Annotated in this window: 21 protein-coding genes and 2 pseudogenes; 15 read left to right on the forward strand and 8 right to left on the reverse strand. The window is 68.7% G+C overall.

The window, feature by feature from the left end; genetic code table 11:
* The first annotated feature begins 81 nt into the window (after positions 1-81).
* The 4 genes from ACWPN7_RS24670 (at position 82) to ACWPN7_RS24685 (ending at position 8,230) form a co-directional block, all read left to right on the forward strand.
* Complete coding sequence (locus ACWPN7_RS24670; protein WP_459196547.1) at positions 82-2,010, forward strand: autotransporter assembly complex protein TamA; 1,929 nt, start codon at positions 82-84, stop codon at positions 2,008-2,010.
* A 113-nt stretch (positions 2,011-2,123) separates the two neighbouring features.
* On the forward strand, positions 2,124-6,443 hold the full coding sequence (locus ACWPN7_RS24675) for a translocation/assembly module TamB domain-containing protein (protein ID WP_459196548.1): 4,320 nt from the start codon (positions 2,124-2,126) through the stop codon (positions 6,441-6,443).
* 126 nt (positions 6,444-6,569) lie between these two features.
* The gene (locus ACWPN7_RS24680) at positions 6,570-7,268 is read left to right on the forward strand and encodes a rhomboid family intramembrane serine protease (protein WP_137114590.1); all 699 of its coding nucleotides are present in this window, start codon (positions 6,570-6,572) and stop codon (positions 7,266-7,268) included.
* 77 nt (positions 7,269-7,345) lie between these two features.
* Complete coding sequence (locus tag ACWPN7_RS24685) at positions 7,346-8,230, forward strand: S-methyl-5'-thioadenosine phosphorylase (protein ID WP_459196549.1); 885 nt, start codon at positions 7,346-7,348, stop codon at positions 8,228-8,230.
* A 78-nt stretch (positions 8,231-8,308) separates the two neighbouring features.
* Here the strand turns inward: ACWPN7_RS24685 and ACWPN7_RS24690 are convergent, their stop codons facing one another.
* Both ACWPN7_RS24690 and ACWPN7_RS24695 read right to left on the reverse strand, forming a co-directional pair.
* A complete protein-coding gene (locus ACWPN7_RS24690) occupies positions 8,309-8,722 on the reverse strand; it encodes a hypothetical protein (RefSeq protein ID WP_038527598.1) in 414 nt (137 codons plus the stop codon).
* A gap of 110 nt (positions 8,723-8,832) precedes the next feature.
* Positions 8,833-9,753, reverse strand: a complete 921-nt coding sequence (locus ACWPN7_RS24695) for a pseudouridine-5'-phosphate glycosidase (protein WP_459196550.1) — start codon at positions 9,751-9,753, stop codon at positions 8,833-8,835.
* Positions 9,754-9,902: 149 nt separating this feature from the next.
* On the opposite strand from ACWPN7_RS24695, the gene ACWPN7_RS24700 reads away from it, so the two are divergent.
* The 3 genes from ACWPN7_RS24700 to ACWPN7_RS24710 all read left to right on the forward strand — a co-directional run bounded on the left by ACWPN7_RS24700 (position 9,903) and on the right by ACWPN7_RS24710 (position 13,372).
* Entirely contained in the window at positions 9,903-10,889 is a 987-nt protein-coding gene (locus ACWPN7_RS24700) for a ligase-associated DNA damage response exonuclease (protein WP_103038984.1), read from the forward strand.
* A complete protein-coding gene (locus ACWPN7_RS24705) occupies positions 10,886-12,463 on the forward strand; it encodes a cisplatin damage response ATP-dependent DNA ligase (RefSeq protein ID WP_456522134.1) in 1,578 nt (525 codons plus the stop codon). Before ACWPN7_RS24700 ends, ACWPN7_RS24705 begins: the two co-directional genes overlap by 4 nt.
* 135 nt (positions 12,464-12,598) lie before the next feature.
* Positions 12,599-13,372, forward strand: a complete 774-nt coding sequence (locus ACWPN7_RS24710; RefSeq protein ID WP_492273472.1) for a hypothetical protein — start codon at positions 12,599-12,601, stop codon at positions 13,370-13,372.
* A 15-nt stretch (positions 13,373-13,387) separates the two neighbouring features.
* Here ACWPN7_RS24710 and ACWPN7_RS24715 read toward each other — a convergent pair whose 3' ends face one another.
* The 5 genes from ACWPN7_RS24715 to ACWPN7_RS24735 form a co-directional block, all read right to left on the reverse strand.
* Positions 13,388-13,837, reverse strand: a complete 450-nt coding sequence (locus ACWPN7_RS24715) for a GNAT family N-acetyltransferase (protein ID WP_459196551.1) — start codon at positions 13,835-13,837, stop codon at positions 13,388-13,390.
* An 8-nt stretch (positions 13,838-13,845) separates the two neighbouring features.
* The gene (locus ACWPN7_RS24720; protein ID WP_492273473.1) at positions 13,846-14,313 is read right to left on the reverse strand and encodes a DUF488 domain-containing protein; all 468 of its coding nucleotides are present in this window, start codon (positions 14,311-14,313) and stop codon (positions 13,846-13,848) included.
* Entirely contained in the window at positions 14,310-14,729 is a 420-nt protein-coding gene (locus tag ACWPN7_RS24725; RefSeq protein ID WP_137103025.1) for a hypothetical protein, read from the reverse strand. The genes ACWPN7_RS24720 and ACWPN7_RS24725 overlap by 4 nt, the downstream gene beginning before the upstream one ends.
* Positions 14,730-14,809: 80 nt before the next feature.
* On the reverse strand, positions 14,810-15,232 hold the full coding sequence (locus tag ACWPN7_RS24730) for a hypothetical protein (RefSeq protein ID WP_038527613.1): 423 nt from the start codon (positions 15,230-15,232) through the stop codon (positions 14,810-14,812).
* A gap of 111 nt (positions 15,233-15,343) precedes the next feature.
* The gene (locus ACWPN7_RS24735) at positions 15,344-15,856 is read right to left on the reverse strand and encodes a YciE/YciF ferroxidase family protein (protein WP_038527615.1); all 513 of its coding nucleotides are present in this window, start codon (positions 15,854-15,856) and stop codon (positions 15,344-15,346) included.
* A gap of 128 nt (positions 15,857-15,984) precedes the next feature.
* Between ACWPN7_RS24735 and ACWPN7_RS24740 the strand changes: the two genes are divergently transcribed.
* Both ACWPN7_RS24740 and ACWPN7_RS24745 read left to right on the forward strand, forming a co-directional pair.
* On the forward strand, positions 15,985-16,227 hold the full coding sequence (locus ACWPN7_RS24740; RefSeq protein WP_459196553.1) for a DUF6898 family protein: 243 nt from the start codon (positions 15,985-15,987) through the stop codon (positions 16,225-16,227).
* A gap of 378 nt (positions 16,228-16,605) precedes the next feature.
* Positions 16,606-16,917 (forward strand): hypothetical protein, encoded by a 312-nt coding sequence (locus ACWPN7_RS24745; RefSeq protein WP_236778081.1) that lies wholly within the window; start codon positions 16,606-16,608, stop codon positions 16,915-16,917.
* Between the two features lie 158 nt (positions 16,918-17,075).
* Here ACWPN7_RS24745 and ACWPN7_RS24750 read toward each other — a convergent pair whose 3' ends face one another.
* Complete coding sequence (locus tag ACWPN7_RS24750; protein ID WP_014240726.1) at positions 17,076-17,519, reverse strand: Ros/MucR family transcriptional regulator; 444 nt, start codon at positions 17,517-17,519, stop codon at positions 17,076-17,078.
* A 525-nt stretch (positions 17,520-18,044) separates the two neighbouring features.
* Here ACWPN7_RS24750 and rpiB point away from each other — a divergent pair.
* The 6 genes and pseudogenes from rpiB (at position 18,045) to ribB (ending at position 23,298) form a co-directional block, all read left to right on the forward strand.
* Positions 18,045-18,476, forward strand: a complete 432-nt coding sequence (gene rpiB, locus ACWPN7_RS24755) for a ribose 5-phosphate isomerase B (RefSeq protein WP_459196554.1) — start codon at positions 18,045-18,047, stop codon at positions 18,474-18,476.
* A gap of 54 nt (positions 18,477-18,530) precedes the next feature.
* Positions 18,531-19,841 (forward strand): serine hydroxymethyltransferase, encoded by a 1,311-nt coding sequence (glyA, locus tag ACWPN7_RS24760; protein WP_200475806.1) that lies wholly within the window; start codon positions 18,531-18,533, stop codon positions 19,839-19,841.
* A 32-nt stretch (positions 19,842-19,873) separates the two neighbouring features.
* Positions 19,874-20,339: pseudogene (gene nrdR, locus ACWPN7_RS24765) on the forward strand (transcriptional regulator NrdR).
* Positions 20,340-20,356: 17 nt separating this feature from the next.
* Complete coding sequence (gene ribD / locus ACWPN7_RS24770; protein ID WP_459196555.1) at positions 20,357-21,475, forward strand: bifunctional diaminohydroxyphosphoribosylaminopyrimidine deaminase/5-amino-6-(5-phosphoribosylamino)uracil reductase RibD; 1,119 nt, start codon at positions 20,357-20,359, stop codon at positions 21,473-21,475.
* 113 nt (positions 21,476-21,588) lie between these two features.
* A pseudogene (locus tag ACWPN7_RS24775) lies at positions 21,589-22,177 on the forward strand (riboflavin synthase).
* The gene (gene ribB / locus ACWPN7_RS24780; RefSeq protein ID WP_459196556.1) at positions 22,174-23,298 is read left to right on the forward strand and encodes a 3,4-dihydroxy-2-butanone-4-phosphate synthase; all 1,125 of its coding nucleotides are present in this window, start codon (positions 22,174-22,176) and stop codon (positions 23,296-23,298) included. Before ACWPN7_RS24775 ends, ribB begins: the two are co-directional and overlap by 4 nt.
* The last annotated feature ends 12 nt before the right edge of the window (positions 23,299-23,310 follow it).

Genomic DNA, 23,310 nt, shown 5'->3' on the forward strand with positions numbered 1-23,310 from the left:
AAAGCGCCTATGCGGAATTTCCTTGCGCCGCGGCGACCGAATCATTGGCGTCTGCGTCTCGGAATCCCACATGGTCCGGTGATGACCAGCCGCGTTTCCGCTTCCCGCCTCGCCGTCATTCTCCTGTCCAGCGCGCTCGTCGCCGTGCCGGGCGACCCGTTGCGCGCGCAGGACCCCGTTCAGGAGGCCGCTCCGCCGCCCGCGGCGCAGGACGGTTCCGGGCAGGATGACCCCACCCCCGACGCCCCCGGCCCGCAGATCCCCTACGAGGTGGAGTTCACCGGGCTGGAGGACGACGAACTGCGCGACCTGCTGCGCGACAGCTCCTCGCTGGTCAGCCTGAAGAACGATCCGCCGCCGTCGGTGCTGGGGTTGGAGCGGCGGGCCGACAACGACCGGGAGCGCCTCCAGACGGCGCTGCGCTCCGCCGGCTTCTACGACGCCGTGCTTGACATCCGGGTGGACGCGGCCCGGACGCCGGCCAAGGTGACCGTGGCGGTGACGCCCGGCACACCCTACCGCTTCAAGACCATCACCATCGCCTCCACCGACGGCGCGCCGCTGCCGGGTGGGGACGTGACGCCCGGCGACATCGGCCTGCCGGTCGGGGAGCGGGCGCGCGCGCCGCAGGTGGTGGACGCGCAGTCCACGCTGCTGCGCCGGATGACCGACCGCGGCCACCCCTTCGCCACCGTCGCCGAGCGGCGGGTGGTGGTGGACCACGACGACCACAGCATGGACGTCACCTACTCGGTCGATCCCGGCCCGCTGGTGATGTTCGGCGACACCAAGATCGACGGGCTGGCCAGCGTCGACGAGGGGCTGATCCGCGGGCGCCTGCCCTGGAAGCAGGGCGACATCTACAGCCCGGCCAAGGTCGACCGGGCGCGCCAGCAGATCGCCCAGCTCGACGTGTTCGACACGGTGCGGGTGCGGCTGGCCGAGGAGCCGGGGCCGGGCGGCGTCACGCCGGTGGACGTGACCCTGGCCGAGAAGCTGCACCGCTTCATCGGGGCCAGCGCCTTCTACTCGTCGGAGGATGGCGTGGGCGGCTCGGCCTATTGGGGCCACCGCAACCTGTTCGGCGGGGCGGAGCGGCTGCGGCTGGGCGTCGAGGTCGGGCGAATCGGCGGCGACAACGGTGCCGGGCAGGGGCCGCGCGGCAGCCTGGACCTCCCGGATATCCGCCTGTCCGCCAACTTCCGCAAGCCCGACTTCCTGGCGCCGCGCCAGTCGCTGATCCTGGATTTCCAGGTCGCGTCGGAGCAGCCGCCGGCCTACGACCGGGTCGCCACCATCGGCTCGGCCTCGCTGGAGCGGCAGGTGACCGACCAGCTCAAGATCTCTTACGGCGTGTCTGGAGAGCGGGGGCGAGTCCGCAACAACCTGCGGGAGTACCAGACCGGCTTCATTGGCGTGCCGCTGGGCATCGCCTGGGACGGTTCGGACAATCTGCTGAACCCGTCCAGGGGCTACCGAGCCTCGCTGCTCGCCACCCCCTGGTTTCCGTACGCCGGGGATACGGACTCGATCTTCACCAGCTTCCAGATCAACGCGTCGGCTTACCGCGATCTGTCCGACGACGGGCGCTACGTCGCGGCGGCGCGCATTGGCGTCGGCAGCACGGTGGGGGCGTCGCTGGACCAGGTTCCGCCGGACCATCGCTTCTACGCGGGCGGCGGCGGGTCGGTGCGCGGCTATGGCTTCCAGAAGGCCGGGCCGCGCGACATCTACGGCGACCCGACCGGTGGACGGTCGCTGTTCGAAGCCGGTTTGGAATTGCGCGTCAAGGTGACCGAGACCGTCGGCATCGTGCCTTTCGTCGATGCCGGCACCGTCTTCGACAGCGCCTTCCCGGACTTCAAGGAACCGTTGAAGGTCGGTGCGGGCATCGGCGCCCGCTACTACACCGATTTCGGGCCGCTGCGGGCCGACGTCGCCTTCCCGCTGAACGCCGATTCCGGCGATGCGAAGTGGCAGCTCTATCTCAGTCTGGGTCAGGCCTTCTGATTCGTCCTTTCAACCGGTGATGCCGGGCCGGGTCGCATTTTTGCCACTTGGATCGGGATCGCCCATGCTCTTTCCCGTTATACCATTCGGGGAATGCCGCAACGGGGTGCGTGGTGTCGGGTCTGCGTCGTCTGATCGTCCTTCTTCTGGCCTTCGCCGTCCTGACCGGGGCGGTCCTGACGGAGGCCGCCCGCGCGGCCGACACCGAAGGGGGCGGCTGGGGTCCGGCCAACGCCGTCCGGCGCTGGATCGCCCAGACCATTGAGAAGGTGGTGAACGGCCCCGACCTTCAGGTCCGGATCGGCACCATCGGCGGCGCGGTCCCCATCAACTTCACGATTTCAGACGTCACCGTCGCCGACCGCGAGGGCGTGTGGCTGCGGCTGGAGGATCTGCGCGTCAACCTCGCCCCGACCGCCCTGCTGACCGGGCGGGCCAAGGCCGACGCCATCGAGGCGCAGCGCGTCGTCGTGGAGCGCGCGCCGCTGCCCACCGAGGGGCCGGAGCCGCCGCCCGACCAGGGGCCGACCTCGCTGCTGCCCAGCCTGCCGGTGGGCGTCGCCGTGGACAAGCTGGCCATCGCCGAGTTGGTCCTGGCGGAGCCGCTGATCGGGCAGGAGGCGCGGCTGAAGATCGACGGGTCGCTCGACCTCGCCTCGGGCGGGTCGTCGCTGGAAGCGCATCTGAACGTGGACCGTCTGGGCGAGCAGCCGGGCACGGTGGCGCTCGACGTCGCCTTCAACCCCGACGACAAGCGGCTCGACCTGAACCTGAAGGCGTCGGAGCCGGCGGGCGGGCTGATCGCCACCGCGCTGAACATCCCCGGCGCGCCGCCGGTCAGCGCCTCGTTGGACGGGCAGGGCTCGCTGGACGACTGGAAGGGCACCTTCACCGCGGCGGCGGAGAACGCCGCCCGGCTGGCCGCCGACGCCACGATCAAGGCGGTGCCGGAAGGGCACGCCGTCTCCATCGCGGCGAGCGGCGACGTGGCGTCCCTGCTCGGCCCCGACATCGCGCCGCTGGCCGGGCCGCAGCCGGCGCTGAAAGGCACCGTGGTGGTCGCTCCGGACGGCGCCCTGACCCTGCAGCCGGTGGCCGTCGAGACCGCCGCCGCCACGGCCAATCTCTCGGGGCGTGTCGGCGCCGACCGCCGCAGCCTCGACCTGCGCTACGAGGTCCAGGCCGGGCCGGACTCCACCCTGCACGGCTTCGCCCCCGGCATCGCTTGGCGGGAGGGCACCGTGTCGGGCACCGCCCAGGGCACGCTGGACGCGCTGACCGTGGTGGTGGAGGGGCTGATCCACGACCTTGCCGCCGACGATCCCGCCTTGGCCTCGGTCGCCGGGCCGGAGGTGCGGCTGGACGGGCGGGCGCGGATCAACGCCGACACCGGGGCGGTGGGGATCGACGGGGTGACACTGACCACCGCGGCGGCCAGCGCCGGGGCGCAGGGCAGCGTGACCGGCTGGGGTCAGACCGCCGACGTGACGGTGTCGCTGAACGCCGACGACTTGTCGCGTCTCTCCGCCCTCGCCGGGCAACCGCTGGCCGGGTCGCTGGCCCTGGCCGGGCCGGTGCGCCGGCAGGAGGACGGCACGCTGACGGCGGGCCTCAGCGGCGCGCTGCGTGGTCTGCAAACCGGAACGCCCGCCGACGGCGTGCTTGGCCGCGACGTCAGCCTGGGCGCGCAGGCGGTGATGGAGCCGGGCGGCGCCATGCGCCTCACCGACCTGACGGTGGATGGCCGCAATGGACGGCTGACGGGTGATGCGGCCCTGGTGGACGGGGCGGTGGACGCCAAGACCCGGCTGGAGATCGCCGACCTCGCCCCGGTGGGCACCGCCGCCGGAACGGAGATGGCCGGCGGTCTGACGCTCGACGCGACGGCGAGAGGTCCGCTGGACGCGCTGGTGGCGGAAGCGGCGCTGCACGCGCGGAACCTCGCCGTGCAGGGGCGCCGCTTCGGCGACACGCGGCTGAACGCCACCGCGGAGAACCTGCCGGCCGCCCCGCAGGGGCGTGTGTCGGCCCGCACGGAACTGGCCGGCGCCGGGCTGACCGCCGACGCCGCCTACGCGCTGGAAGGACAGGCGCTGCGGATCAGCGACCTCGCGCTGGCGAACGGGCCGAACCGGATCACCGGTGCGGTGCGCGTCGCGCTCGACGCCATGACCGCGACCGGCAAGCTCGACGGCAACCTGCCGCAGCTCCAGGCGCTGTCGGAGCTGGCCGGCGTGCCGCTGACCGGAGCGGCGGGTTTCACCGTCGCGCTCGACGCGCCGAACGGCAAGCAGGCGGCCAACCTGACCGCCAACGCCACCAACCTCCGCGTCGAGGGGGAGGGCGGTCCGCTGCTCGCCGCGCGCCGCCTGACCGCCAACGCCGACGTCGCCGACGCGCTGGGCAACGCCAGCGGCAAGGCGCGCGTGGAGCTTCAGGATGGGGCCGCCGCCGGCAACGACCTGTCCCGGGTGACGGCCAGCGTGGACGGTTCGCTCGCCAAGGCGGCCTTCCGGGCGGAGGCGGCGGGGGCCGGAAGCGACCCGCTGGGGCTCGAACTGGCCGGGGAGTTCACCCAGAACGGCGCGCTGAACCGCATCCGGCTGGACCGGCTCCAGGGCCGCTACAGCGGCGAATCCTTCCGGCTGACCCAGCCCGCCGCCATCGCCCTGGGCGATCGGCGCTACGAGGTGTCCGGTCTGCGGCTGGTCAGCGGCAACGCCCAGCTCGCCGCCGACCTCGGCCTGAACGGGGAGCGGCTGTCGGGCGAACTGCGGCTGGACCGCGTGCCGATGGCGCTGGCCCGGTTGGCGAATCCGACCCTCCGGCTCGACGGCACGCTGAACGCGCAGGCGACTCTCGGTGGCACCGTCCGCCGCCCGCAGGCCGATGCCACGGTGCGCGTCGCCAACCTGAAGGCACAGCAGACCACCCAGGCCGGCGTGCCGGGCCTGAACGCCACCGTCAACGCCCGCTGGCGGGAGGCCCGCCTGTCGGTGGACGGCGACGTCGCCACCAGCAACAACGCCGGCCGGGTGACCCTGACCGCCGCCGCGCCGCTGGCGATGAACCCGGACACGCTGGCCTTCTCGGTGCCGGAGCGCGGCCGTCTGGAGGCGGCGCTGCGCGGCGCCATCGACGCCTCCCTCGCCAACGACCTGCTGGCGGCCAGCGGCGACAGGGCGCGCGGCACGCTGCGGCTCGACGTCAGCGTCGACGGCACCGTGGCGGCCCCGAGGCTGGGCGGCACGGTGACGCTGGCCAACGGGCGTTACGAGAACCGGGCGAGCGGCGCCATCATCAGCAACATCGACGCCCGCATCGTCGGCGACGGCGACGTCTTCACCATCCAGAGCTTTCGCGGGCGGACCACCAACGGCGGTGAGATCAGCGCCCGCGGCGTGATCCGCCCCGCCGCCGTGGACCTGCAGCAGCAGCTCGACCTCGTCATCCAGGCCGACCGGGCGCGGCTGGTGCAGAACGATCTGGCGGCGGTCACCCTCGGCACCAACCTGACGCTGACCGGCAGTTTCCTGAATCCGCGGCTGGCCGGTCCCGTGCGGATCGAGCGGGCCGAGATCCAGATTCCCAACCAGACCCCGCCCAACGTGGTAGACCTGAAGGTCGTCGAGGTCGGCAAGGGCCGCAAGGCGCAGCCGGTCAGCCTGAAGAACGGGCAGGCGGGCAATGGGCAACCCGCGGCGCCTGAGCCGGCCTTCGCGATGATCCTTGACCTGACGATCAACGCGCAGAACCAGATATTCGTCCGGGGCCGTGGGCTGGAGGCGGAGTTCGCCGGCCAGCTTGCCGTCACCGGCACCTCCAGCCAGCCGCTGGTCAGCGGCCGGCTGAACATGCTGAAGGGCGAGTTGGACCTTCTCGCCAAGACCTTCGTCTTCAAGCGCGGCATCATCGAATTCGACGGCGGCCCCACCATCGACCCGCGGCTGGATTTCCTGGCCGAGGCCACCGCCAACGATGTGACCGCCCAGGTTCTGGTCACTGGCACCGCCGGCCAGCCGAAGCTGGAGCTGACCTCCCCGCAAGGCTTGCCGCAGGATGAGGTGCTGTCCGCGGTGCTGTTCGGGAAATCGGTCGGCAACCTGAACGCGGTGGAGGCGGTCCAGCTTGCGCAGTCCGCGGCGACTCTGGCCGGCTTCGGCGGCGGAGGGCCCGGCCTGCTCGGCAACCTGCGCCGCGGCCTCGGTGTCGACCGGCTGGAATTCACCGGTGGTGCCGACGGCAAGGGCGGGGCGGTGGAGGCCGGGCGCTACGTCAGCGACCGCGTCTATGTCGGCGTGGAGCAAGGCATTGGCGCGAACCAGAGCCGCGCCACCGTCGAGGTCGACATCACGAAGAACATCAAGGCCCAGGCGGATGTCGGCGCCGATTCCGACACCCGCGTCGGCGTCAAGTGGGAGTGGAATTACTGATAGGTCCGACCTTCCAACCTGCTTGCGAGCCGCTTTCGGGCGCTGGTCATCGGCGCAAGAGCCCCCATATCGAGCAAGGATGAAGGCCGGGCCGCCAAGGCTCCGGTCATCGGCGAAGGGGGAGCGGTGCGCGCTGCCAGAAGGATTCCCTACGTCAACCAGGGCATCGTCATGGCCTGCACGCTGGCCTTCGTGCTGGGCCTGCCGCCGGAATCCCTCGCCTTTGTTCCCGCCTATTTCTTCGGAACGGTGGAGACGGCTGGGCCGCTGCCGACCTGGGCGGTGTGGCGCGGCCTGTTCGGCCATGTCCTGATCCACAGCGACATCGTGCATCTGGTCAGCAACATGCTGGCGCTCTGGGCCTTCGGCGGTGCGGTCGAGCTGGCGATGGGCAGCCTGCGCTACCTGCTGTTCTTTCTGCTCTGCGCGGCGTCGGGGGCCATGGTGGAGGGGGCCTTGGCCGTCGATCCCATGGCACCGCTGGTCGGAGCGAGCGGGGGGATCTGCGGGGTGATGGGGGCCTTTCTGCTGCTGCACCCGCAGGCGACGCTCGGCGTGACGCCGGGGCCGCGGGTTCCCGCCTCCTTCGTGGTGGGCAGCTTCCTGGCGATCAACGTGGCGATGACGTTGATGCCGCCGGCTCCGGGCTCCAGTCTGGGCGATGTGGCTTGGGCGGCCCATCTCGGCGGGTTCGGCGCGGGGATGGCGCTGGTCGCCCTGTTCCGCCGCCCCGGCGTGGCGCTGTGGAGCGTCGCGCGCCTCAGCACCGCGGCGAAGGCCGCCGTCTATCTGACGCTGGTGGTGGTTCTGCTGCGAACGCTGTGACCGCCTCCGCCGTGACCGTTGCCTTTGCCGGGCCGGGGCGGAATACTGCGCCCTCCCATTGACGGAGGCATGTGACTATGGCGCAAACCGGGTCCGCGCCGGTGCTCGGCGTGATCGGCGGCAGCGGCGTCTACGACATCGATGGCTTGGAGAATCAACGCTGGGTGAAGGTGGAAACGCCCTTCGGAGACCCGTCGGACGAGCTGCTGACGGGCGAGCTGAACGGCCAGAAGCTGGTCTTCCTGCCGCGCCACGGCCGCGGTCACCGCATCCCGCCGTCCGAGCTGAACTTCCGCGCCAACATCTACGCGCTGAAGGCGCTGGGCGTGACAGAGATCCTGTCGGTTTCCGCCGTCGGTTCGCTGAAGGAGCATCTTCCGCCGGGCACCTTCGTGGTGATCGACCAGTTCATCGACCGCACCTTCGCCCGCAGCAAGAGCTTCTTCGGCACCGGTCTGGTGGCGCATGTGGCGCTGGGCCATCCGGTCTGCGGGCGGCTGGGCGACCTGATCGAGGAGGCGCTGGTGGAGCTGAAGGTGCCGCACCAGCGCCGCGGCACCTACATGGTCATGGAAGGCCCCCAATTCTCGACCAAGGCCGAGTCCGAGCTGTATCGGAGCTGGGGCTGTGACGTGATCGGCATGACCAACATGCCGGAGGCCAAGCTCGCCCGCGAGGCGGAGATGTGCTACGCGACCGTCGCCATGGTCACCGACTTCGACTGCTGGCATCCGGAGCACGACCACGTCACCGTGGACGCCGTCATCCGGGTGGTGGTGGCCAACGCCGGCAAGGCCCGGTCGCTGGTCAAGACGCTCGCGCCAAAGGTCCAGGCGCGTGACGGGCTGTGCGCCCAGGGCTGCCACACCGCGCTCGATTACGCGATCATGACCGCGCCGGACAAGCGGGACCCGGAGATGCTGAAGGCTCTCGACGTCATCCTCGCCCGCGCGCTGGGCTGAGGACGCCAACGCAAAAAGCCGCGGGACCCGGCGTGCGTCCGGGTCCCGCGGCTTTTTCCTTGGGTCGCGTGGAAAGCCTCAGTGGCGGGTGCGCGCCGGGGTCACGTAGACGCCGTCCCAATCGACGCCGAACAGCGCGTCGTCGCCGGCCTCTTCCACCAGCTCGTCGTAATCGCTGATGTCGATCAGGCCAAAGATCGAGGCGGTGCCCGAAGCGTCGAGGTCGCAGGTGATGACGCGGCCGGCGAACTCGACGGAGGTGAAGAACACTTCCGGCAGTTCCATGCTGTCGAGGTCGGCGGACACCGCGCACTCGATTTCGTGGACGAGGCGGGAGGAGAGGGAACCCCGCAATTTCGCCGCCTGGGAGGCCCAGACGATCTTCTTGACCCGCGCAGCCGGGCGGTTGTCGGTGTCGCCGATGCCCTCGTCGGGCTGGGCGGCCATGGCGATCATCCGGGAAACCAGGTTCGACGGGCTGGGCGCACGCATAGAGACCTCCGCTGAAGAACGAGCGCAGATTCACCCGGCGTCGGTTAACGGGGACTTAAATCCGGACGTCACGGATGGCTTACCTCTTATGCGTAACGGCCTATGACCGGTCAGGAGGCCAGCGCCGCGTAGGCCGCCGCCAGCCGCGCCGCGGTCACGGCGTTGTGTCGGATCAGCGCCATGTTCGCGGTCAGGCTGCGCCCGCCGGTGATCCGCTCCAGCGCCGCAAGGAGAAAAGGCGTCACGGATTTTCCAGTGATTCCATGATGTTCCGCATCCTTTAGCGCCTGCGCGATGGCCCGCTCCATGACCTCGCCATCCAGCGCGTCGGCCTCCGGGATGGGGTTGGCGAGGACCACGCCGCCCTCCAGCCCAAGCTCCCATTTGGCCCTCAGGATCGCCGCGACCTCATGCACGTTGTCACAGCGATGAGAGACGGGCAGACCAGAGTTGCGGCTGTAGAAGGCCGGAAACGCGTCGGTGTCCAGACCCAGGACGGGGACGCCGCGGGTCTCCAGCACCTCCAGCGTCTTCGGAAGGTCAAGAATCGACTTCGCGCCCGCACAGACGACGCAAACTCTGGTGCGGGCCAACTCGTCGAGGTCCGCCGACACGTCGAAACTGGTTTCGGCGCCGCGGTGCACCCCGCCCAGGCCGCCGGTGGCGAAGACGGCGATTCCGGCCAGCCGCGCGGCGATCATGGTGGCGGCCACGGTGGTAGCCCCCAGCGCCCCGGTCGCCAGCGCGACGGGCAGGTCGCGGCGGCTCAGCTTCATGACGCTGGTGCCGCCCTTGGCGAGCCGCTCCAGAGACTCACCGTCCAGCCCGACGCGGATGCGACCGTCGAGAACGGCGACGGTGGCGGGCACCGCCCCCTCGGCCCGCACCGCGTCCTCCAGCGCCGTCGCCGTTTCCAGATTCTTCGGATAGGGCATACCGTGGGAGATAACGGTGGATTCCAGCGCCACCACGGGTCGGCCCTCGGCCAGGGCGGCGGCGACCTCGGGCGTCGGGGACAGGCGGTCGTGCATGGTCAGGGTCTCCCTCGTTCTCCCGCATCCTGCGCTGTGGTTCGCGCCGACGCAACCGCAGGAATCGGAATTTTGTCCTTTCGCGAGGACGGCCTATATTGCAGGGCATGCCTGCACAAAGCCCCGCCCGTCCCCCCGCCGAACGCTGGATGAAGGTCTGCCCCGAGGGGCTCTATGTTGAGCCCGGCGGCTTCTACGTGGACCCGCTGCGCCCGGTGGAGCGCGCGGTCGTCACCCACGGCCATTCCGACCATGCCCGGCCCGGCCACGCCCATGTGCTCGCCACCGCCGGGACGCTCGCCATCATGCGGCAACGGCTGGGCGAGGGGGCGGGGGCGGCGACGCAGACGCTCGACTATGGCGAGGCGATCCGCATCGGCGACGTGACGGTGCGTCTGGTCCCCGCCGGCCATGTGCTGGGCAGCGCGCAGGTGGTGCTGGAGCATGCGGGCACGCGGGTGGTGGTGTCCGGCGACTACAAGCGGCGCTTCGACCGAACCTGCGCCCCGTTCGAGCCGGTGCCCTGCGACGTCTTCATCACCGAAGCGACCTTCGGCCTGCCGGTCTTCCGTCACCCGCCGGATTTGGGCGAGATCGACAAGCTGTTGCACTCACTGTCGATCTTTCCCGAGCGCAGCCATGTCGTCGGGGCCTACGCGCTGGGCAAATGCCAGCGGGTGATCTCCCTGCTGCGCGCCGCCGGCTACGACCGGCCGATCTATTTGCACGGCGCCCTGGAGCCGATCTGCAAGCTCTACGAGGGCTTCGGCGTGCCCCTGGGCGAGCTTCGCCCGGCCACCGTGGCGGCCAAGGAGGAGCTGAAGGGCGCCCTGGTGCTTGCCCCGCCGGGCGCGGTGGCCGACCGCTGGGCGCGGCGGCTGACCGACCCGGTGGTGGCGATGGCCTCCGGCTGGATGCGGGTGCGTCAGCGGGCGCGCCAGCGCGGCGTGGAACTGCCGCTGGTCATTTCCGACCACGCCGATTGGGACGAACTGGTCCAGACGCTCGACGAGGTCGCCGCGCCCGAGGTCTGGGTGACCCATGGCCGGGAGGAGGCGCTGGTCCACCACGCGACCCAGCGCGGCATCCGCGCCCGCGCCCTGGCCCTGGTCGGCTTTGAGGAGGAGGGTGCGTGAGGAACTTCTCCGCACTGATCGACGGGCTGGTCTTCATGCCGGCGCGCAACGGGAAGATCCGCCTGCTGGCCGACTTCTTCGCCACCACGCCCGACCCGGACCGCGGCTGGGCTCTGGCGGCCCTGACGGAATCGCTGGTCTTCCACGAGGCCAAGCCGGCGGCGATCCGGCAACTGGTCGCCACCCGCGTCGATCCCGAGCTTTTTGCCCTGTCCTATGATTATGTGGGCGACCTTGCCGAGACGGTGGCGCTGATCTGGCCGGAGCGTCCGGAGCGCGCGAACAGCCTGCCGCCTTCCATGACCGAGGTGGTGGAGACTCTGCGCGCGGCCAAGCGCGGGCAGGTGATGGGTCTGGTGGAAGGCTGGCTCGACACGCTGGATTCCTCGGGCCGCTTCGCGCTGCTCAAGCTCATCACTGGCAGCCTGCGGGTGGGCGTGTCGGCGCGGCTGGCCAAGACGGCGCTGGCGGAGTGGGGCAAGGTCGATCTCGGCGATATCGAGGAGTGCTGGCACGGGCTGACCCCGCCCTACGCGGACCTGTTCGCCTGGCTGGAGGGGAGGTCCGACCGGCCGGCGGCGGGGAAGGGGGCGGGCTTCCGCCCGCTGATGCTCTCCCATCCGCTGGAGGAGGAGGACATGGCCGGGCTCGATCCGGCCGACTACACGGCAGAGTGGAAATGGGACGGCATCCGCGTGCAGCTGGCGGCTCGCGGCGGCGAGCGGCGTGTCTACAGCCGGACCGGCGACGACGTGTCCGGCGCCTTTCCCGACATCGCGGACCACATGACCTTCGACGCCGTGCTGGACGGCGAATTGCTGGTTGCCCGCGACGAGGGCGAGATCGCGCCGTTCAACGACCTTCAGCAGCGGCTGAACCGCAAGACGGTCACTGCGGCGATGCTCAAGGAGTTTCCCGCCTGGGTGCGGCTCTACGACATCCTGTTCGACGGCGAGGAGGATCTGCGGAGCCTGCCCTTCACCGAGCGGCGCGCCCGGCTGGAGCGCTGGCACGACGCGGTGCGGCCCCGGCGGATGGACCTGTCGCCGCTGGTGCCGTTCGAGGGCTGGGAGGCGCTGAAGGGCCTGCGCGAGGGCAGCCGGGAGAACAGCATCGAAGGGCTGATGCTGAAGCGCAAGGACAGCGTCTACGTCGCTGGGCGTCCCAAGGGGCCCTGGTTCAAATGGAAACGCGGGGCGCTGACCCTCGACACCGTGCTGATGTACGCCCAGCGCGGGCACGGCAAGCGGTCCAGCTATTACTCGGACTTCACCTTCGGCGTCTGGCGCGGCGAGGAGCTGGTGCCGGTGGGCAAGGCCTATTTCGGCTTCACCGACGCGGAGCTGGTGGAACTCGACCGCTGGGTGCGCAACCGCACCACCCGCCGCTACGGCCCGGTGCGCGAGGTCGAGCCGGGGCTGGTGCTGGAGGTCGCCTTCGACAGCGTGCACCCGTCGAACCGCCACAAGAGCGGTCTGGCGATGCGCTTTCCGCGCGTCCACCGCATCCGCTGGGACAAGCCGGCGGCGGAGGCCGACCGGCTGGAAACGCTACAGGCGATGGTGGTCGGCTAGAGCGTTGGGCCAAGTGGAGCCGCTTCTTCCATTTTGAACCGGGTCCGCGTTGACGGCGGCGGGACAACGCTTAGTCTTCTGCAACCGTTCGCTGCGGTCGAGCGGGGTGGAAGACATCAAGCCGGAGACCTGACCATGCCGTTCGCCGCCGCTCCCGAGTTCAAGAAGCACAAGGCGAAGTGCGAGGCCGAGGCGAAGAAGATCCCGAACTCGGGTGACGCCCTGGCGGTGGTGAAGAAGTCCGGTGATGTGGAGAAGGCTGCCGCGGCCTGGGACAAGGCCTACAAGGCCGGGGACGCCAAGGCGTTGCGCGCGGCGCTGGCCGATCTGCTCCAGGCGACCAAGATCTTCCGGGCAAAGCTCAGCGCGGTGATCGTCAAGGCGCAGAAGGCGAAAAACGAGGGCGCGGTTGAGGTGGCGGCCGACATGCTGGGCGGCGCCATGAACGTCGAGCAGATGGCCCAGCTGGAAAGCCAGTCCGTCCTGAAGAAGCTGGAGAAGGCCGGCAGCGCCAAGGAGATGCCCGCCACCACCTTCTTCGCCGACTGGACCTCCGCCAAGAAGATGTTCGAGGCGCTGACCGGCAAGAAGAAGCCCGCCGAGGGTTTCCTGCTCGCCTTCCGGGCGTCGAGCGGGCTGGAGAAAGCGACGAAGGCGCTGGACGCCGCCACGCGAGCCAATGACGTCGATGCCCTGCAGAAGGCCATCAAGGGATTCGAGAAGACCGGCAGCGAGTATTTCGCGACCGTGAAGAAGAAGGCCAAGGTCTCCGTCGCCGCCGACGACACCGACATCCCGGACGAGTTGGAGGAGGCATTCAACTACGATCAGGCGCTGGCGATCCTGCTGAAGAACCTGAACGTCATCCGCAAGGAAGCCGGCGATATCCTGGCCGAGGCCAGGAAATAGACAGGATTTTCCTCCCTATCGGCTCAACCGCATGTCGATGTGGTCGATGCCGACGTCGTCGTAAATCTCGCTGACGCGCCGGAAGCCGAAGCCGCCGTAAAAGCTCTCCAAGTAAAGCTGCGCGCTGATCTGCACGTCGTGCTCGGGCCATTCCTGGGCCAGCCGTTCCAGGCATTCCGCGACCAGCCGACGGCCCAACGCCTTGCCGCGCCACGCCGGAGCGACCGCCAACCGCCCGAACGAGGTCGTGCCGGTGTCGGCATCCGGACCGAAAATGCGGGCGTAGCCGACGGGTGTCGGTGTGTCGCCCTCATACAGCGCCAGATGCTGCGCCATCGGGTCACGTCCGTCGAGGTCGGGAAAGGGCGAGGCCTGTTCCACCACCAGCACGCTCTGGCGGAGGTGGAGCATGTCGTGGAAGGTGCCGGCGGACAGATCGGCGAAGCGGTACCAGCGGGAGTGCATGTCAGCCCCTAGAAGGAGAAGTCGGTGGGGTTCAGATGCTCCACCGTGAAGCCGAAACGGCTGTGGAGCAATTCGCCAACGCGGAGCCGGTGGCAGAGGTGCGGCGACGCCTCGAAGCAGAGCAGGCAGGCCGGGCGTTCCCGCGCCAGCGCGGCGGCGCGGTTCAGGTCATGCTCCGCTTCCGGGGCCTGCATCTTCGCATCGACGATCGACCAGAAACGGTCCAGGTCGCCCTGGTGGGCGGCGACGCGCCCCTCCTTGGGCGTGCCCAGCCCCTTCAGATGGACGTAGCCGATTCCGGCCTCCTCCAGCCCGGCGGACAGCGGCCTCTTGGAAAAGCCGGCGCGGCGGGACAAGGGCAACTCACGCACGTCGAGGAGGACCCCGACGCCCCGCGCCTTCAATGCACGCAGGACGGAGTTGAAGGAAGCTCCTTCGTAACCAATGGTGTAAAGTGGCGGGACGTTGCTGCTCATGACGGGGAGGGCAGGGCGTTGCGGATCATGTATTCACCGATGTCCTTCGGCTTCACCTTGATGTCGGTCAGCGGCTCGTCGGCGGACATCGCCTTGGCGACCAGAAGGCTGTTCTGCACGTTGGTCAAGGTGATGCGGAAGACGCCGGCAGCCCCCTTCAGCTTCGGGTAGTAGGTCGGATCGATGACCTTCTCCTTGCGCATCAGCCGCTCGATCAGCGTCTCCTCGTCGAGATCCGCCACGTCCTGGCTGTGGATCAGGCGCCAATCGCCTTCGCCCGCCCAGCCGGCGTCGATCGCGGTCTTGGCCTCGTCCTTGTCGGCGGCCACGCCCAGCTTGAAGATATGCTTTCCCTGCCCAACGTCGGACGCCCACTTCGTCAGCGCGGCACTGCGCGCCACATACACCACGGCCATTCTCGCGTTTCCTCACCGGTCAGGCGGCCATGCTGCCGCGAACCGCCCGAGGAGGCAACCACCGGAAGGAGGGTAGGGGGTCAGGGAAAGGAGGATTGCCGGGACAAGGGGGTGATGAGGATGCGGCTGACGACGTCCTTGCCGAACAGCTTGACGCTCTCCTCGTCGATCTTGCGGCGCAGAGCGGGCATGTTGGCGATGTTGCCGCGGACGATCCATCCCTCCTCAATGCCCAGATAGACGGCGCGCAGCGCGGCGTCGTGCAGCCGCGGGATGGCGACCTGGACTTCACCCAGCCGGGTGGCGTTCGCCACCTCCAGCATCACCTCGATCTGGGTGTAGCGCTCCACCTGCCCGCGGGTGACGATGGGGACCATCACCGGCTTGATGCGGACGGAAGGCGGCAGGGCCGCCGGCCCCTCCGCCGCCTGAACCACCGTGGACAAACCGGCGATGGTGGCGGCGATGAGAAGGGAGCCGATAATGGACGCGACCCTGCGCATGGGGGCACCGGAGAAATCGATTGGGTGGGCCCGATAGTAGGGGCTCGTCCGCCCGCCTTCAATGGTGCCCGCTGTAACAAGAGATTCGGCTTATGGCACGGCGCGCCGTTGTCAGGCCGCCTTTTGCCCGCTGGCCTGGATCGCCTTTTTGTTCACGTCGTTGATTGCCAGCATGTTCAGCTTCTTGTCGGTTTCCTTCTCTTCGTTCAGAGTCTGCTCCAACAGCTCCGCCACTTTGGTGAGCCCGCAGGCGGTGGCGTAGGCGTGGACGGTGCCGTAGCTTGCGATCTCGTAATGCTCCACCTTCTGGGCGGCGGCGATCAGGGCGGCGTCCTGAACCTCCGGGGCGAGACCCATCTCCATGATCTCGCGGGCCTCGCTGATCAGCCCCTCCATCGCGTCGCAATGCTTGCCGCGGGTGCGGGTGTCCAACTCGTCGAAGACCTGCTCCAGACGCTCGATCTGGCCGCGGGTTTCCTCCAGGTGGGATTCGAAGGCCGCGCGGAGCTGTTCGGAGTGCGCCGCCTTGGCCAGTTTCGGCAGGGCCTTGGTGAGCTGCTTTTCGGCGTGGTAGATGTCGCGAAGTTCTTCGATCAGCAGATCCTGCATGGTCTTGGCAGCCATGGTGCCGGTACTCCCTTGCTGAGTGCGTCGTCCGCCAACAACAGGACGTGGCAGACGGGGTTCCGGAGCGGTTGCGCTGTGCTAAGGTGGTAACGGGACCGGCGAAGGCCGGCGATGGAGAAGAAGCGATGGTGGGCAATCGGGCGCCTGGAAAGGGCCAGACGGCTGGAAACGGCACAAGAGGCGCTGTTGGCGAGGTGCTGTTCGAATTCCAGCGGGTCGGCAGCTATTTGAAGGTCATGGCCATCGACCCCGTCACCGCGACGGAAGTGTCGGTCGTCGGCCCGGCCACCGGCAGTCTGGAACTGCTGAAGCGGACCGCGATCAGCAAGCTCCAGTTCGTCATGAAGCGCGACGCCGTCAAACGCTGACTAGGTTTTGCCGCTGACCGGGTTTTGCCGCTGACCGGGTTTTGCCGCTGACCGGGTTTTGTGAGTACAGGCGCCAAGAAGCGCGCCCTCCCGGCGGTGCGGGGGGCGCGGCTAGTCTTGGCTTCTGCTGATGGTGAGCACTGACATCCCGGTGCCGGACCTGCGGAACCAGTCCAGGGGTGAACTGCTCAACTCCGACTCTAGACCTATGCCGCGCCGTGGGCACTGGTGCATCGGATGTAACGCCTGTAGAAACCGTTCCACGAACGAACGGACCGATGCGCTTCCTGGGCAGTGCGCTCCAGGCGCGTCGATCCTGACCGAATGCGGAGGGAGACGATCGCAATGCGTTGCGTGACGGTCTTGCGGAGAATGCCCGTGCTGTTGAGAGAGACCCTGAAGCCGGCGGCCACGCTGCTGGTGCTGGCCGTGGCGCTGCAAAGCCCGGCGGCGCGGTCGGAAACCACCATCATCTGCACGAAGCCCGGCGTTCCGCTCTGCATGAGCGACACTACCACCTTCGTCAGCGCGGACAAGATGGCCACCTGCCAGTTCGAGGTGAAGGAGTACGTGGACAAGACCATGGACTATCTGCGCTGTCTGAACGAGGAAAACACCAGCACAGGGCAGGAACTGACCCGCAATGTCGAACGCTTCAACTGCCGCCTGTCTGGCCGCAACTGCGGGTGATGGGAGGCGCTGGCGGGTTCGCTGAAGTCCGTCGGCGCCATGGTCCGGGATACAGGGCCCGGACGGTTCAGGGCCAGGAAAGACATGACGGCATAACGACTCAGGGCCGGCTTCCCATCGGGGAGGCCGGCCCTGTTCGTTCAGGACGGTGCTGGCGCTCAGCCGGCCTTGCGGCGGGTCTGGCGGCCGGAGCTGCGGCCGAGGCCGATCCGCTTCGCGAACTCGGAGCGCTGCGCCGCGTAGTTCGGCGCGACCATCGGATAGTCCGGCGGCAGGCTCCAGCGCGCCCGGTATTCGTCGGGCGACATGTTGTAGGTGGAGCGCAAATGACGCTTCAGCATCTTCAGCTTTTTGCCGTCCTCCAGACACACGATGTATTCGGGCGTCACCGACTTGCGGATCGGCACGGCGGGCTTCAGCGGCTCCGACGGAATTTCTCGGGGCTGCGTGTTCAGCCCGGTCAGCGACGAGTAGACCGTGTTGATCACCTCGGGAATTTGCTGCGCCGGCAGAACGTTCTTGCTGACATATGCGGAGACGATGTCCGCGGTCATCCGCAGAAGCTCGTTATCGGGCACATCGGCGCGAAGCTGGTCACTCATTGCCATTAGTCCTGATTTTTCATTTTGTCCCTAGCAACCAAGTTGCACAGCGTGATTTGGGTGTCAATATAATTTCGAGAGGAGCGAATTAAGTTATTTGCGATCTGCATGAAGTTACAAGGCGTGGCAAATCAGATGTCCCAGGAAATGGCCGGGCTGCGGCTGCACTGCCCCACGTTTAGGCATCGTCTAGTGCGGGGAAGCTAGGCAAGACCATGGGAATCGGGCACCGCAACTGACCGATTCGTGGTGCGAGACCGAATTGGCGGCTCTGCTTACTGGCCGTTAACGTCAACGGGGGCGGGAAATAGAGAAACATTTGTTCTCGGCATGCATCATGGATCATGGGGCCCGTGATCCGCGCCCATGCCCGGCCTCCCTCCTTTGCGGTTCTGTGCCCGGTGCAAAGCCCCTGTGCGTTGTGTCCTTCTGGCAGTCCGGGGCGATATCTGGTAGCTTGCGCGCCGTGCCGCCGTCCCCGCCGGGCCGGCGCCATTCGTATTTCGTGCACGGAGTTTTTCTTTCATGACCACCATCGCGATCGCGTCCGATCACGCGGGGTACGAGATGAAGGCCGAGATCGCCTCCTGGCTGGCCGGCGCCGGCTACGAGGTGCTGGACCTCGGCTGCAACGGTCCGGAATCGGTGGATTACCCGGATTTCGCCACGACGCTGGCCGGCGCCATCAACGACAAGCGCGCGGTGCGCGGCGTCTTGATCTGCGGCAGCGGCATCGGTATCAGCATCGCGGCGAACCGCCACCCGGGCATCCGTGCGGCCCTGGTGCATGACGTGACGACCGCCCGCCTCGCGCGCCAGCACAACGACGCGAACGTGGTGGCTCTGGGCGCCCGCATCATCGGCGCGGAGATCGCGAAGGATTGCGTGGACGCCTTTCTGAAGACCGATTTCGAAGGCGGTGAACGGCACAGCCGGCGAATCGCCAAAATGGGATGAGACGGCCCTTCACCCGGCCCGTGACTGCTTTCTGAACCAAGGACCTGCCCTGCCATGACCGTGACCAACGCCGACCCCCGCGCCGAGATCGGCCGCTTCTTCGCTGCCTCGCTCGCCGAGACCGATCCCGAACTGGCCCGCGCGGTGCGCGACGAGCTGGTCCGCCAGCAGGAGCAGATCGAGCTGATCGCGTCCGAGAACATCGTCTCCCAGGCGGTGCTGGAGGCCCAGGGCTCGGTCATGACCAACAAGTACGCCGAAGGCTATCCGGGCCGGCGCTACTACGGCGGTTGCGAGTATGTGGACGTGGCCGAGACGCTGGCGATCGAGCGCGCCTGCAAGCTGTTCGGCTGCGGCTTCGCCAACGTCCAGCCGAACTCGGGTTCGCAGGCCAACCAGGCGGTCAACCTCGCCCTGCTCCAGCCGGGCGACACCATCCTCGGCATGTCGCTGGCGGCCGGCGGCCACCTGACCCACGGCGCCGCCCCGAACCTGTCGGGCAAGTGGTTCAAGGCCGTGCAGTACGGCGTGCGCCGTGACGACCACCTGATCGACTTTGACGAGGTCGAGCGCCTGGCCCGCGAGCACAAGCCGAAGCTCATCATCGCCGGCGGCTCCGCCTACCCACGCGTCCTCGACTACCAGCGCTTCCGCGCCATTGCGGACGAGGTCGGCGCCTACTTCATGGTGGACATCGCCCACTACGCCGGCCTGATCGCCGGCGGCGTCTATCCGAACCCGTTCCCCTACGCCGACGTGGTCACCACCACCACCCACAAGACGCTGCGCGGCCCGCGCGGCGGCATGGTGCTGACCAACAGCGAGGAGATCGCCAAGAAGATCAACTCGGCGGTGTTCCCCGGCCTGCAGGGCGGCCCGCTGATGCACGTCATCGCCGCCAAGGCGGTGGCCTTCGCCGAGGCGCTGCGTCCGGAGTTCAAGAGCTACGCCAAGAGCGTCCTCGACAACGCCCGCGCCCTGTCGAAGGTGCTGATCGAGGGCGGCCTGGACATCGTGTCCGGCGGCACCGACAGCCACATCGTGCTGGTCGACCTGCGTCCGAAGAACCTGACCGGCAAGGCCGCCGAGGCGAGCCTGGAGCACGCCGGCATGACCTGCAACAAGAACGGCGTCCCGTTCGACCCGCAGAAGCCGATGATCACCTCCGGCGTCCGCCTGGGCAGCCCGGCGGCCACCACCCGCGGCTTCGGCGTGGCCGAGTTCGAGCAGGTCGGCCGCCTGATCGTCGAGACGCTGGATGGGCTGGCTGCCAGCAACTCCGGCGACAACGCGGCGGTCGAGGCGAAGGTGCGGGAAGAGGTGCGCGAGCTGTGCCGCCGCTTCCCCATCTACCCGACCCTGTAATCATCAAGACCGACTAAGGGGAAAGGCCGGACATGCGCTGCCCGTTCTGCGGACACGAGGACACCCAGGTCAAGGACTTCGCGACCGACCGAGGACAACTCGGCGATCCGCAGACGGCGGTTCTGCCCCAGTTGCAGCGCGCGCTTCACCACTTTCGAGCGCGTTCAGCTCCGTGAGCTGACGGTGGTGAAGAGCACCGGCCAGCGGGAGCCTTTCGACCGCGAAAAGCTCCTGCGCTCCATGCGCATCGCCCTGCGCAAGCGCCCGATCGACGCCGACCGCATCGACCGGGTGGTGAACAGTCTGGTGCGCCAGCTCGAATCCTCCGGCGAGAGCGAGATCCCGTCGAAGCAGATCGGCGAGATGATCATGGTGGCGCTCCAGACGCTCGATCAGGTCGCCTACATCCGCTACGCCTCGGTCTACAAGGACTTCCGCGAGGCGTCGGACTTCAACGAGTTCGTCGAGCAGCTCGCCCCCGAAGCCCAGAACGGGTGAGGGGGCGGGCGGCGCCCATGGCGAAGCAAGCCATTCCCCCCGACGACCTCCGCCACATGCGGGCCGCGCTGGCCCTGGCGGCGCGCGGGCTCGGCAACACATGGCCGAACCCGGCGGTGGGCTGCGTCATCGTGCGCGACGGCGTGGTGGTCGGGCGCGGCTGGACCCAGCCGGGCGGGCGGCCGCACGCCGAGACGGAAGCGCTGGCCCGTGCCGGTGGGGCTGCGCAGGGCTCCACAGCCTATGTGACGCTGGAGCCCTGCAACCATTACGGGAAAACGCCGCCCTGCGCTCTGGCCTTGGTGGAGGCCGGGGTGGCGCGGGTGGTGGTGGCCTGCGGCGATCCCGACCCGCGGGTGGCGGGGGGCGGACTGGAGCGGCTGCGCGCCGCCGGGATCGCGGTGGACACCGGCGTCTGCGAGGACGCCGCCTGGACTCTCAACGAGGGCTTCTTCCGGCGCATCCAGGACGAGCGCCCGCTCTACACGCTCAAGGCGGCGACGACGCTGGACGGGCGCATCGCCACCCACAGCGGCCAGTCGCAATGGATCACCGGGCCGACGGCGCGGGCCTGGGGGCACCGGCTGCGCGCCACCCACGACGCGATCATGGTCGGCATCCGCACCGCCCTGGCCGACGATCCGGAACTCACCTGCCGCCTGCCGGGGCTGGCCCATCGTTCGCCTGTACGGATCGTAGTGGACAGCCGGCTGCGCCTGCCGTTGACCGGGAAGCTGGCCGTGGGGGCGCGCTCCGTGCCGACCTGGGTGGTCACCCGCGAGGATGCGGACCCGAGCCGCCTGGCCGTCTTCCAGGATTGTGGACTCGAGGTGATCCGTGTGCCGGCCGACTCCGCCGGCCTGCCGGATCTGGCCGCGGCGAGCGTCGCCCTGGCCCGCCGGGGCCTGACCCGCGTGCTGGTGGAGGGTGGCGCCACGCTGGCGGCCTCGCTGCTGCGGGCCAATCTGGTGGATTGCTTGGAATGGTTCCGCGCCGCCTCTGTCATGGGGGGCGACGGGTTGCCGGCGGTCCATGCCTTCGGGGTGGACGGATTGGAGCGCATGTCGCGATTCCGCCGAACCGACCTGCGGCAGGCCGGGGACGACCTCGTGGAAAGCTACGTCCGGCGCGGTTGAGCGGCGCTGGTTTTCATGGTGTCCGGCACCGTGCGGCGCGCAACAGTCCGTTGCGTGCCACGCCGTGCGGATGAATCTTTCACACGATTGAAAACCTGCTAAATTGCCGGCCCATGTTCACCGGAATCATCACCGATGTTGGGCGCGTTCGGGCCGTGGAACGGCAGGGCGACACCCGGTTCACCGTCGAAACCGTCTTCGCTATGGAGACGGTTCCCATCGGCGCGTCCATCGCCAACAACGGCGTCTGTCTGACCGTGGTCGAGAAAGGGCCGGGCTGGTTCGCCGTCCAGGCCTCCGCCGAGACCCTGTCGAAGACGACGCTGGGCGGCTGGGCCGAAGGCACGCGCATCAATCTGGAGCGGGCGCTCAAGGTCGGCGACGAGCTGGGCGGGCACATCGTGTCCGGCCATGTCGACGGCGTCGCCACCGTCGTGGAGGTCCGCGCCGACGGCGAGTTCGAAGCGCTTCACCTTCGAGGCCCCGGCCACCCTGGCGAAATACATCGCCTCCAAGGGGTCGGTGGCGCTGGACGGCGTGTCGCTGACGGTGAACGAGGTCGATGGTGCGCGCTTCGGCGTGAACATCATCCCGCACACCCAGGATGCGACCACCTTCGGCGCGCTGAAGGCCGGGGACCGGGTGAACCTGGAAATCGATATGCTCGCGCGGTATGTGGCGCGGCTGGCAGGGCAGGAATGACGTCCGAGTTTCACGAGTATCTGTCGCGCCCTGAGGAGATCATCGAGGAAGCGCGCCAGGGCAAGATGTTCATCCTCGTCGATGACGAGGACCGCGAGAACGAAGGCGATCTGGTCATCCCGGCCCAGTGCGCGACCCCCGAGGCCGTGAACTTCATGGCCAAGTACGGGCGCGGCCTGATCTGCCTCGCCATGGACCAGAACCACATCGAGCGGCTGCGCCTGCCGCTGATGGCGCAGCAGAACGGCACCCGCCACCAGACCGCCTTCACCGTCTCCATCGAGGCGCGGGAGGGTGTGACGACCGGCATCTCCGCCGCCGACCGCGCCCGCACCATCCAGGTCGCCATCGACCCGACGGCCGGGCCGGACGCCATCGTGACGCCGGGCCACGTCTTCCCGCTGCTCGCCCGCGACGGCGGCGTGCTGGTCCGCGCTGGCCACACGGAAGCCTCGGTGGACATCGCCCGCATGGCCGGCATGACCGCGGCGGGCGTGATCTGCGAGATCATGAACGACGACGGCACCATGGCCCGCCTGCCGGATCTGGTGAAGTTCGCGCAGTTCCACGGGCTGAAGGTGGGCACCATCGCCGACCTGATCGCCTACCGCCGCCGCACCGAGACGATCGTCGAGCAGAAGCTGGCGGCGGCTCTGGACAGCCGCTTCGGCGGGCGTTTCCAGATTTACGTCTACGTCAACAAGGTGGCTTACGCGGAGCACATCGCGCTGGTGCGCGGCGACATCTCCGGCGACGAGCCGGTGCTGGTGCGCATGCACGCCCTGTCGGTGCTGGACGACGTGCTGGGCGACAGGAGCGCCGCGCGCGACGGCGAGCTTCAGGCTTCCATGGAGATGATCGCGCGGGAAGGCCGCGGCGTCATCGTCCTGCTGCGCGAGCCGATGGCGAACAGCCTGACCGAATCGGTGATGGCGCGGCTGGAAGGCCACGAGAATCCGACTCCCGCCCTGCGGGATTATGGTGTCGGCGCGCAGATCCTGCTGGACCTGGGCGTGCGCGACATGGTTCTGCTGTCGAACCGCAAGAAGTCCATCATCGGGCTGGAGGGGTACGGCCTGACCGTGCTCGGCCACCGCCCGATTCCCCTGCAAGACCAGTAACCGCCAGCCGAG

This window comes from Azospirillum sp. UENF 312511 (assembly GCF_058780635.1).